The 11,452-nt window shown below is 63.9% G+C and carries 8 protein-coding genes; 5 read left to right on the plus strand and 3 right to left on the minus strand.

Translation table 11 applies throughout. The annotated features are described in order from the left end of the window. The 4 genes from VJ307_08780 to VJ307_08795 all read left to right on the plus strand — a co-directional run. Positions 1–211, plus strand: a 211-nt coding sequence (locus VJ307_08780; GenBank protein HJX74237.1) for a hypothetical protein, incomplete at its 5' end; no start/stop codon positions are given. Between the two features lie 6 nt (positions 212–217). Beyond that, the gene (locus VJ307_08785; protein HJX74238.1) at positions 218–874 is read left to right on the plus strand and encodes an OmpA family protein; all 657 of its coding nucleotides are present in this window, start codon (positions 218–220) and stop codon (positions 872–874) included. Between the two features lies 1 nt (position 875). Then, a complete protein-coding gene (locus tag VJ307_08790) occupies positions 876–2,876 on the plus strand; it encodes a CHASE2 domain-containing protein (GenBank protein ID HJX74239.1) in 2,001 nt (666 codons plus the stop codon). Between the two features lie 89 nt (positions 2,877–2,965). Beyond that, on the plus strand, positions 2,966–4,327 hold the full coding sequence (locus VJ307_08795) for an EAL domain-containing protein (GenBank protein HJX74240.1): 1,362 nt from the start codon (positions 2,966–2,968) through the stop codon (positions 4,325–4,327). A 170-nt stretch (positions 4,328–4,497) separates the two neighbouring features. Here the strand turns inward: VJ307_08795 and VJ307_08800 are convergent, their stop codons facing one another. Continuing rightward, the gene (locus tag VJ307_08800) at positions 4,498–5,340 is read right to left on the minus strand and encodes a Sir2 family NAD-dependent protein deacetylase (protein HJX74241.1); all 843 of its coding nucleotides are present in this window, start codon (positions 5,338–5,340) and stop codon (positions 4,498–4,500) included. Between the two features lie 260 nt (positions 5,341–5,600). Between VJ307_08800 and purL the strand changes: the two genes are divergently transcribed. Next, positions 5,601–9,509: a phosphoribosylformylglycinamidine synthase gene (purL, locus tag VJ307_08805; GenBank protein HJX74242.1), complete on the plus strand. Its 3,909-nt coding sequence runs from the start codon at positions 5,601–5,603 to the stop codon at positions 9,507–9,509. A 55-nt stretch (positions 9,510–9,564) separates the two neighbouring features. Here purL and VJ307_08810 read toward each other — a convergent pair whose 3' ends face one another. Together VJ307_08810 and VJ307_08815 are read right to left on the minus strand one after the other, a co-directional pair. Further along, positions 9,565–10,578: an aldo/keto reductase gene (locus VJ307_08810; GenBank protein HJX74243.1), complete on the minus strand. Its 1,014-nt coding sequence runs from the start codon at positions 10,576–10,578 to the stop codon at positions 9,565–9,567. A gap of 140 nt (positions 10,579–10,718) precedes the next feature. Then, positions 10,719–11,027, minus strand: a complete 309-nt coding sequence (locus tag VJ307_08815) for a hypothetical protein (protein HJX74244.1) — start codon at positions 11,025–11,027, stop codon at positions 10,719–10,721. Between the last annotated feature and the right edge of the window lie 425 nt (positions 11,028–11,452).

The raw sequence follows: 11,452 nt of genomic DNA on the forward strand, positions 1-11,452 counted from the left end.
AAGCAGCTTCGTCATCCAGAAATTCCTCTTTTCCCCCGCGGAGGAGAAGTTCGGCCTGCTGGTCCGCATCACCCAAGGAACCATGGCCTACCTCTCGGGTCTCATCGGGAAGCTGTCCCCCGAGTCGGTGCGTTTCGAGACCCCGACGGCCTCCATCGGGGTCCGGGGGACCCGCTTCGCCGTGAAGACCGGGGAACCCGCCTCGCGATGAAGGGGAATGGGTAGCCACGGCGTCACGACGGGACGGCGGGCGATGCCGCGCAAGTTCGCGGCCTGCTTCGCCATCCTGATGCTTTCCGCCGCATGCGCCACAGCCCCGAAAGCCCCTCCCCCACCGGTTCAGGACGTTTTCATCCTTCTCCCCGACGACCAGGGAAAAACCGGCGCCATCATCGTTTCGGGAGCGGGGGGAAAACGTCTCCTCTCGGAGCCCGGCCAGGCCGTGACCGTCGCGCCCGGTGCCCCCCCGGGCAAGCCCTTCATCATGCCCATGGAAGAGGTGCGCACCCTGGTCGGTCCGGCCCTCACGGCCCTCCCCAAGCCTCCGTTGCGGTTCATCCTGTACTTCCCGCACGACGACTTCGAGCTCACCAAGGAATCGCGCGCAAAGGTGCGGGAGGTGATCCGGGCCATCAAGGAACGCCCCCCGGGGGACGTCAGCGTGGTGGGGCATACCGACAGGGTGGGCACCCGCCGCTACAACTACCTACTCTCCCTCGAGCGTGCCCAGGCGGTGGCTTCCTTCCTCATCGCCGAGAGAGTGGACCCGTCCATCCTCGCGATCGATTCCCACGGGGAGGACAATCCTCTCGTCCCCACCGGCGACGAGGTTTCCGAGCCACGGAACCGCCGCGTGGAGGTGACGGTGCGATAAGGTGCGACGTCCGCCCCGGCTTCCCAACGTCCCCATCCTCCTCACCGGCGTCCTTCTCACCCTTCTCGTGGGAGCGATGTACCTATGGCCTCCTCCCCTGGTTCTTTTCCTGGAAGGGAAGATCTACGACTCCTTCCTGCGCTCCGCCCCGCACCGCTCCCCTTCCGGCTCCGTGACGGTCGTGGATATCGACGAATCGACCCTCGAAGGCCTGGGACAATGGCCGTGGCCCCGCTACCGCGTGGCGCTCCTCCTGGAAAAGATCCGGGAAGCCGGGGCAACCGCGGTGGGCCTCGACATGGTCTTCGCGGAACCCGACCGGACGTCTCTGGGCTCCCTCTCCGGAGAGATCCTCCGGGACCTCGGGGCAAAGATCGACCTGGCGGGACTCCCCCCCGAGGCGAGGAACAGCGACCAGGCTCTGGCGAAAACCCTGGCCGGCGGCCCCTTCGTCCTGGGTTATCACTTCGACTTCGACGCGTCGCGGGGGGAGTCGTGCGTTCTGCACCCGTTGCGCGCGGCGGTGCGTTCGGAATCGGGGACGGACGGAGCCGGGAGTTTCTTCGACGCCCCGGGGGTCGTCTGCAACCTCCCCGTCCTGGCACAGGCCGCGGACTCCTCGGGCTTTTTCAACGTAACCCCCGACCCCGACGGGGTGCTGCGGCGCATCCCCATGGTGGTCCGCCACCGGGGCCTCCTCTACCCGAACCTCGCTCTGGCCGTCTACCTGCGCGCCCGCGGCGGCGATCCCATCCTGGAGACGGGCCCGGAGGGGGTCGGTGCGCTGCGCCTGGAAGGGAGGAGAATCCCGCTCGACCGGGGCGGCAACCTCCTGGTGAACTACCGCGGCCGCCGCCGCACCTTCCCGCACGTCTCCGCAGCCGCTCTCCTCGACGGGACGGCGGACCCGGCCGCGCTGAAAGGAAAGATGGTCGTCCTGGGGACCACCGCCGCCGGACTCAAGGAGATCCGGACCACGCCGCTGGAAGCCTCCCAGCCGGGGGTCGAGATCCAGGCGACCGTCATGGACAACCTCCTGGCGGGGGACCCGATCGCGGTTCCCCGGGGGTCACGGGGGATCCAGATCCTTCTGGTCTTCGTCCCCGGCCTCCTCCTGACGGCGCTCATGGCCAGGGCCCGGGCGGTGTGGGGCCTGGCGGCAGTCGTTCCCGCATCGGCCGGCATCTGGCTCGGGGCCGACTGGCTCCTGGCCTATCGCCAGATTTTCCTCCCCCCGCTCATGCCGGTGGCGACCCTCCTGCTCGTATTCCTCCTGCTCACCTCCCTGCGCTTCCTGCAGGCGGACCGGGAAGTCCGCGAGCGGACCCGGAAGCTGGCCCTCACCCAGGGAGCCATCATCCAGAGCCTGGCTTCCCTGGCCGAGACCCGACACCACGAGACGGGCGGGCACATCCAGCGCACCCGGCATTACATGCGGGTGTTGGCCAATCGCCTGAAGGACCATCCCCGCTTCCGTCACTACCTGGATGACGCCGCGGTCGACCTCCTCTTCCGCCTCGCCCCGCTCCACGACATCGGCAAGGTGGGAGTGCCCGACGAGATCCTTCTGAAACCGGGCCAGCTGACCCCGGTGGAGTTCGAGAAGATGAAACGGCACACCTTGTACGGCTCGGAGACGATCCGGCTGGCGAAAAAACTTCTGGGGGAGGAATCCTTCCTCCAGATAGCCGACGAGATCACCCTCAACCACCACGAAAAGTGGGACGGCACCGGATACCCCCGCGGCCTCAAGGGGGAGAATATCCCCATCCCGGGGCGCATCATGGCGGTGGCGGACGTCTACGACGCCATCACCCACTACCGCGGATACCAGGCCGCATTCTCCCATGAAGAGGCGGTGCGCGTCATGGTCGGGGATCGGGGGACGCACTTCGACCCCGACGTGCTGGACGCCTTCCTGGAAGTCCAGGAGGAGTTCCGGCAGATCGCCGGCCGCTACCGCGGCGCATGCGTGGAGCCCAAGCCACCCCCCGGTTCCTGAGCGGTTCATGGGCGGGAAAGGATCCTAAACCTGAACCGCCGGGATTCCGATAAGAATCAGGCGGATGATTCACTCTTGGAGGACCCTGCATGTCCAGAGTCGGAAAGCGGCAAACCACTCTCGCGAGGAAGAAGATCCCCGAGGACAAATCCCGGCAACGGGAGGCGGAAGACGCGGGGGTCATGATGGCGGATGTCGCCCTGATGGAGGAACCTCGCTCTTTGGCGATTCCCGCCTTGCCGGATGCGATGAGGCAGGCAGGTTCCCTTCTCTCCCGCAACCGTTCCCTCGCGGTGCTCTACATCAACTGCTCCCGCATCAACAAGATCGAAAACCTCTGCGGCAAGAAATCCTACCTGGACATCATGGGGAAAATCCATGAGGTCATCACGGGGATGAAAGGGAACCAGATCCGCCAGGATGATCTCATCGTCGCGAACAATACCGGGAGCGACGAATTCACGATATTCCTCTCCGGCAAACGGACGGACATGGACTATTGCCCCTCCGACCTGGAAAGCCTCTGCGAACGGGTGACGGCCTATCTGAACCAGAGCGTTTTCCCGATCACGTTCCCCTATCTCCGGGGGAACCCGAAGATCTCCATCGGATACGCCGTGGTCATCCATAACCCGCTGATGCGGGAGGAGCGCCTCCTGAACAAGGTCATCGAAGACGCGAAGACCATGTGCAACTTCTTTGAGTTCAAACGGGTGATGCGGTACAAGGAAAAGCTCCAGGAACTCATCCTCAAGGAGAGCATCCGCACGATCTTCCAGCCGATCGTGGATTTTTCCCGGAACGAGATCCTCGGCTACGAGGCGCTGACCCGCGGCCCGGCGGATACGGAATTCGAAAACCCGTATATTCTCTTCGACGCGGCCGCCGAGACCGACCTGCTCTTCGAACTCGACCGGCTGTGCCGGAAGAAATCGCTGCAGAACGCCAAGGGGCTGAAAAACGCCCACCGACTGTTCGTCAACTGCCTCCCGTCCATGGTGCTGGACCCCGACTTCCGGGACGCCTATCTCAAATCCCTGCTCGAAGAGCTGAGGCTGAACACCTTCAACATCGTGTTCGAAATCACGGAGCGCGAGGCGATCGAGAATTACGATCTTTTCAACAAAGCGGTCCAGTATTACAAGGACCTGGGCTTCGCCATCGCCGTCGACGACACCGGATCGGGGTTTTCCAGCCTGGAAACCGTGGTCGAACTGAAGCCCCACTACATCAAGCTCGATCTTTCCCTGGTGCGCGGAATCGAGAAAAACATCCTGAAGCAGGAACTGATCAAGGCCATCCAGAGTCTGGCGGTAAAGATGGACTCCCTGGTGATCGCGGAAGGGATCGAGACCGAGGAGGAATTGAACACGCTCAGGCAGATCGGCGTGACCGTCGGCCAGGGATACTATTTCGCAAAACCGGGCCCGGCGTTCCCGCCCCTCCGATAAACGACGGACCGGCCAGACCCCGTCGCCATCCGGCAAGGACCCCGATAGAAGGCGTCTTCCCTTTCTCCGTTGCGGACAGGTGACGGCAGGATTTCGTCCCCTGGAATCGGGAAGACCCCCTACGTTCCGTCCACGGCAACCCCGTTCCTTGTTCCCCGGTCCGTGCGGGTCTATCCCTTTCTTCTCCCTCCCAGTGCCGCCCCGACCGTCTTGAGGCCGGCCAAGGCACCGTCGGGAACCGACAGGTGCGGATCGTCGATCCACGGTTCCCGGGGATTGATCCGGATGACCGTCACCCCCGCCCGGCGTCCGAGACGTTCGCTCAGGGCCCGGATGGTCGGAATGGCCGTACCTGCGCCCATTTCGACGACGACCGTCTTGCGCGCCCGGGATTCCTCCAGGAAGATCCCGAAGCGGGCTTCCTGGGCATCGGTGCGAACGCTCAGCCAGGAGAAATCGCCGAACATGAGGATATTGGGCCTCGCCACGCCGCCGCACCTTGCGCACAGGGGGATATGTGCGGCCCGCATGGTGTCGTGATCGACCGGGATTTCCTCCCGGTTCGGCCAGATCGCATCGGAGCATGGCCCCGTACACTGGAGGTGATGGATGGAACCGTGGACCTCCAGCACCTTTTCTTCCTCGAACCCCGCCTTCTGGAACTGGCCGTCCACGTTGGAGGTGACGACGAAATGCGTAAGGCCGAAGCGTTCGATCCACTGTTTCAGGAGAAAAAACCCTTCGTGGGGCTCCGCGTACCGGTAGAGGTTCGTCCGGTGGCCGTAGAACCCCCAGCCGAACGCAGGGTCGCGCAGGAAATGGACCGGGTTGGCGGCTCCCACGAACGATATTCCGAGCCGCTCGTACATCGGATACGCGTTCCAGAATCCCCGCTCCCCGCGAAAGTCCGGCAACCCGGAATCCACCCCCATGCCCGCTCCGGCGGTAACGACCAGGGCGTCGGCCCTCCCGATCGCATCGGCCGCACGTCTGCATGTCTCGGCGGTATCCATCCCGATCCCCCTTATGCACGCGTCGTCCGGATCATCTCCCGCGCACGACTTTCCTGACAGAGATTATGCGAAAAGTGGGAGCGGGAGCACAAGGGGAGCAACGGTCCGTGACGGGATATTGCGGCGTCCTCCCCTTGAGAAATTCCGGGTTTCCCGATACTATGCGTATGGGACCGCCGGAGATATCTTCACGAAAAAACAGGAAGAACGGACTCCTTGATCCGGAAGCTTTTCATCCCCCTATCGTGCCGGGTTTGAATATGAAACTTCTGCATTTCTACAGAAACCCCGCCCTCTCCGAAACGAAGAAGGCCTCTTTTCTCTCCTTCGCCAGGAAAAATGTCTCCCCTGGCATCAAGGGGATCGAATCGGAGTACTGTTTCAACATCGAGACGTCTGCGCCTTTGAGCGGGGCGGAACTCGACGCGCTTCGGTGGCTTCTTGCCGAGACGTTCGAGCCGGACCGGTTCGCTTCCGCGAGTTTCCTCGCGCCGGGCCCCGTCCTCGAAGTGGGCCCGCGGATGAACTTCACGACGGCGTGGTCGACGAATGCCGTCTCCGTCTGCCGGGCGTGCGGCCTGGACAAGATCAAGAGGATCGAGCGGTCGAGAAGGTTCAAGCTGCTTGCGGATTCCCGCCCCGGCGGAGACCGCCGGGAGAAATTCCTCTCCGAAGTCCACGACCGGATGACCGAATGCCCCTATCCCGAAACCCTTTCGACCTTCGAGACCGGAATCCGGCCCGAACCCCATCGCACCGTCCCTTTGATCGAAGAGGGGATCGCGGCCCTTCAGCGGATCAACGCGACGCTGGGCCTGGGGCTGGACGCCTGGGACATCGAGTACTACTACGATCTCTTCGTCAAGGACCTCAATCGCAACCCGACCGACGTGGAATGTTTCGACCTCTCCCAATCCAACAGCGAGCACTCGCGCCACTGGTTCTTCAAAGGAAGGCTCGTCGTGGACGGGAAGGAAATCCCGGAAACCCTGATGCAGATCGTCAAAACCCCCTGGAAGGAGAACCCGGGAAACAGCGTGATCGCCTTCCGGGACAACTCGAGCGCGATCCGGGGATACCGGATCAGGACGATCCTCCCGGAAAATCCCGGTTCGTTCTCCCGGTTCAAGGAGGCAAGCCCTTCCTATCACCTCATCTTCACCGCGGAGACCCACAACTTCCCCAGCGGCGTCGCCCCGTTCCCCGGGGCGGAGACCGGCACCGGGGGAAGGATCCGGGACGTCCAGGCCACGGGACGGGGGGGACTCGTCGTCGCGGGGACCGCCGCCTACTGCGTCGGAAATCTGCGCATCCCCGGCTACCGTCTCCCCTGGGAGGACCCTTCCTTCGACTACCCGGGCAACCTCGCCACGCCCTTGCAGATCGAGATCCAGGCGAGCAACGGCGCCTCCGACTACGGGAACAAGTTCGGCGAGCCCGTCATCCAGGGGTTCACCCGCGCGTTCGGACTGCGGCTGCCCGACGGGGAACGCAGGGAATGGATCAAGCCGATCATGTTCACGGGCGGAATCGGGCAGATGGATTCCCGGCACGTGGAAAAAGAAGCGCCGGAACCCCGGATGCTCGTCACGAAGATCGGCGGGCCCGCGTACCGGATCGGCATGGGGGGCGGGGCCGCGTCGAGCATGATCCAGGGGGAGAACATCGCGGAGCTCGATTTCAACGCCGTCCAGCGCGGCGACGCCGAGATGGAACAGAAGGTGAACCGGGTCATTCGCGCATGCGTCGAGATGGGGGACGATAATCCGATCGTCAGCATCCACGACCAGGGCGCCGGGGGAAATTGCAACGTCGTCAAGGAGATCATCTATCCGGCAGGGGCGAGAATCGAGATCCGGAAGATCCAGAGCGGGGATACCACCCTCTCCGTCCTCGAACTGTGGGGCGCCGAGTACCAGGAGCAGAACGCCCTTCTCCTCCGGCCCGAAAGCGCGGAGCGTTTCGAGGAGATGTGCCGCAGGGAGAAGGTCCCCTGCGCGTTCATCGGGCAGATCACCGGGGACGGGCGGATCATCCTGGTCGACGAGGCCGACGGAAGCACGCCGGTCGACCTCGACCTGGACAAAATCCTGGGCGACATGCCGCAGAAGACGTTCCGCCTCGCGCGGATCCCGCCTGCGCTTTCGCCCCTGAAACTCCCCCGGAACGCAACCGTCCGGGATGCGCTGATCCGGGTCCTGCGGCTGGTCTCCGTCGGATCGAAGCGGTTCCTGACGAACAAGGTCGACCGGAGCGTCACGGGTCTTGTCGCAAGGCAGCAGTGCGCGGGGCCCCTGCAGCTCACCGTATCGGATGTCGCGGTAATCGCCCAGAGCCACTTCGGTTTGACGGGCGCGGCCGTTTCGATCGGCGAACAGCCGGTCAAGACCCTGATCGACCCGGCCGCGATGGCCAGGCTTTCCGTGGGAGAGGCGCTGACCAACCTGGTCTGGGCGAAGATCAGCAAACTGGAAGACGTGAAATGCTCCGGGAACTGGATGTGGGCCGCGAAGCTCCCCGGAGAAGGGGCGAAGCTGGTCGACGCGGCGGTGGCGCTTCGGGACATCATGCTCGCGCTGGGGATCGCGATCGACGGGGGAAAAGACAGCCTCTCCATGGCGGCGAAGGTCGTCTCCCGGGAGGGAAGCGAAATGGTCAAATCCCCCGGGACGCTGGTGATCTCGGCCTATGCCCCCTGCCCGGACATCACGAAGGTGGTGACCCCCGACATCAGGAATCCGGGAAGAAGCCGGCTCCTGTTGATCGACCTCGGGAACGGCCGGGACCGGCTCGGAGGATCGGCACTCGCGCAGGTGTACGGCCAGGTGGGCGACCGGTCCCCCGACGTGGACGACCCGACGCTCCTGAAACGGGCCTTTCGCGCCGTCCAGGGGCTGATCGCCGAGGGTTTGGTCCTTTCCGGGCACGACCGCAGCGACGGAGGGCTTGTCACGACGCTTTTGGAGATGGCGTTTTCGGGAAACTGCGGGCTGGACGTCTCCGCGGAGGGCGACGGCCCCATTCCCTGCCTGTTCTCCGAGGAGCTCGGCCTGGTCATCGAGTACCTCCCGAAAGACGAAAAGGCCATCACCTCCCGGCTCGGGAAAGCGAAGGTCCCGTTCCGGATCCTCGGGAAGACGACGACGGGAAAGAGGATCAAGGTCCGTTCCGGCGGCCGGATCGTCCTGAACGAGGAGATGAGGGCCCTGCGGGAAATCTGGGAGGAGACGAGCCACCGGCTCGAAAGACTCCAGGCAAACCCGAAATGCGCCATCGAGGAGAAAAGGAACATCTTCGACCGGCCGGGACCGTCGTACAAATTCGCCTTCGTCCCCAAGCCCGCCTCCCCCGCCCTCTTCGGGAAAAAGGGGAAACCCGCCGTCGTGGTCGTCCGGGAAGAGGGAAGCAACAGCGACCGGGAGATGACGTCGGCGTTCCACCAGGCCGGGTTCGACGTCTGGGACGCGACGATGACCGACTTCCTCGAAGGAAAGGTCGACCTGGACCGGTTCCGGGGGATGGCCTTCGTGGGGGGATTCAGCTACGCGGACGTCCTGGACTCCGCCAAGGGCTGGGCCGGGGTGATCCGGTTCAACAAGGGGATCTTCGAGCAGTTCCAGAGATTCTACGAACGGCCCGACACGTTCTCCCTGGGCGTGTGCAACGGATGCCAGCTGATGGCGCTGCTCGGCTGGGTCCCTTGGGTAGGGATCGGGGACAGGGACCAGCCGAGGTTCATCCGGAACCTCTCGGGCCGGTTCGAGTCCCGGTTTTCGACCGTCCGGATCTTCCCGAGCCCCTCCCTCATGCTTAAGGGCATGGCGGGCTCGACCCTGGGGATCTGGGTCGCGCACGGGGAAGGAAGGGCCTATTTCCCCAGAAAGAAGACCCTCGGGAATGTGGAGTCCCTCTCGCTCGCTCCGGTCCGGTACGTCGACGACAAACGGAGAGTGACGATGAAGTACCCCTTCAACCCGAATGGATCGGCAAGCGGCATCGCCGCGCTTTGCTCCCCCGACGGCCGGCACCTGGCGATCATGCCCCATCCGGAGCGTACATTTCTCAAATGGCAATGGGGGTTTATGCCAGAAGAGTGGAAGAAAAACTTGAAGGCTTCCCCTTGGCTTCAACTGTTCCTGAACGCAAGGAAGTGGTGCGAAGAAGGCTGATCCACGCCCGTCCCCGGATCGGACCGGGCTGCGCTTCCTACCGTTTGGATCCCTCTTATTGCCCCGGGTGCCTCGGACCCGATCCCGCCCCCGTCCGGCCTATGGCCTGCGCGACCTCGTCCCGGTCCTCCCCCGAAAGCGTAAGGCTTGCCGCCCCGATCCAGCCGTTCACCTGCTCGGGCGTGCGCGCCCCCACGATGGCGCCCGTGACCCCCGGCCAGCATAATGTCCACGCCGTCGCGACCGCCTCGACCGTCGTCCCGCGGCGCTTTGCGATCGGCCGGAGCGCGTCCCGAAGCGCCAGATTTTTCTCCACGGCCGGCCGCTGGAAATCGGGCGAGCGGTGCCGCCAGTCGTCCGGAGCAAGGCGGTTCAGCCGATCGGCCGTCCACTTCCCGGTCAGAAGCCCCGACCCCATCGGGCTGTACACGATCACGCCGGTCCCCCCACCCGCGCACCACGGGATCTCCGCAGCCGCCGCCTCGCGGTGGATCATCGAAAAAGGCGGCTGGAGGGAGTCGACATGGCCAAGCTTCTCGCATCGGTCAAGAAGGGAGACGTCGAAGTTCGAGACACCGGCCCACCGCACCTTTCCCTCTTTCACGAGCTTCCCCATCTCTTCCCAGGACTGCTCCACCGGCATGCCCGTGCCGTCCGGCCAATGGAACTGGTAGAGGTCGATCCGCTCGACGCCGAGCCGGCGGAGCGACGCCTCGCACTCCCGACGGATCGACCCGGGACTCAGGTCCCGCCGGATCTCCCCCATCGGGTTCTTCTCGTCCCAGACGAGACCGCACTTCGTGAAGACGTACGGGCGTTCCCCCGCCGGTAGCTCCCGGAGCAGTCTTCCCACAAGTTCCTCGGAGTGACCGAGCCCGTATACGGCGGCCGTGTCGATCCAGTTGATTCCCGACTCCAGGGCGCGGCGCATCGTCGCAAGGGATGCCGCGTCATCCTGCGGGCCCCAGCCGAAGGCCCACCCGCCGCCTCCGATCGCCCACGCCCCGAAGCCGATCGGAGTGATCCCGGGGCCGTTCCTGCCGAATTTCCTGGTGGGAAGGGATGCCACGGTCGTCGACCTCCTTATTGGATGTCACGGTCTGCTCGTAAGACGATCGCGCATGGGCGGAGATTCCTGCTTCGTTCAACCCCGCGTGATGGCGATCGGAGGCTCCGCGGTCCCGCAACGTTCCGTGGGACCGCCGACCGTCAATCGAGATCGACGTCGCGCAACGGCTTGGTGACGGGCTCGCCCTGGCTTTTCTCCATAAACTCCTTGAACTTCTTGTCCATCGAGGCGCCCTTCTCCTTGTCGGCCCTGACGATCTCCTGATAGCGCGCCTCGACACGCTCCTTCTCCTCGCGAAGGAGCTTCTCCGCATCCTTCAGATCGGCGGCCTTTCGGGGATCCTGCGCCTCTTTCCACTCCCTGACGGTTCCCTCCCCGGCATCGATCGTAAGGGTCGATCCGCAACAGGGACAGGCCACCCGGATGGTCGTTTCACCGCTTTTCTTCATGGATGGAAACACCTCCTTCCCCTTCCGGCCTGACGAACAATCTCTCCGATTATAGCCGATCAGGAACGATGGCGAAGCATTTCCGGTGATGTGACGTTTTTGGGCATAATTCGGCACCCAATCCTGTTTTTTGCCCAATATCCGTCTCCGCCGTCCTCTTTTCCTAATGGTAACCTGTTGTTATTTAATTATATTTTCCTCTCCCCTCCGTTGGCATATATCTTTCATTAGAAAAGCGTCTGGTAGGGAAAGAAAAATCGGCATTCGGACTGCCAAGAGAGGTGAGGTCATGAAACACACGTCGTTCGTCGCGGTTCTTCTGGTTGCGTTATCCGTCCTGGCGTGGGCCCTTCCCGCCTCCGCCCAGGAGATCATCGGCATCGTGCGCAACTCCGAAGGCGAGGCCGCCATCACGCACGAGGGGC

The organism is Candidatus Deferrimicrobiaceae bacterium, assembly GCA_035256765.1.
Classification (GTDB): Bacteria; Desulfobacterota; Deferrimicrobia; order Deferrimicrobiales; family Deferrimicrobiaceae; genus CSP1-8.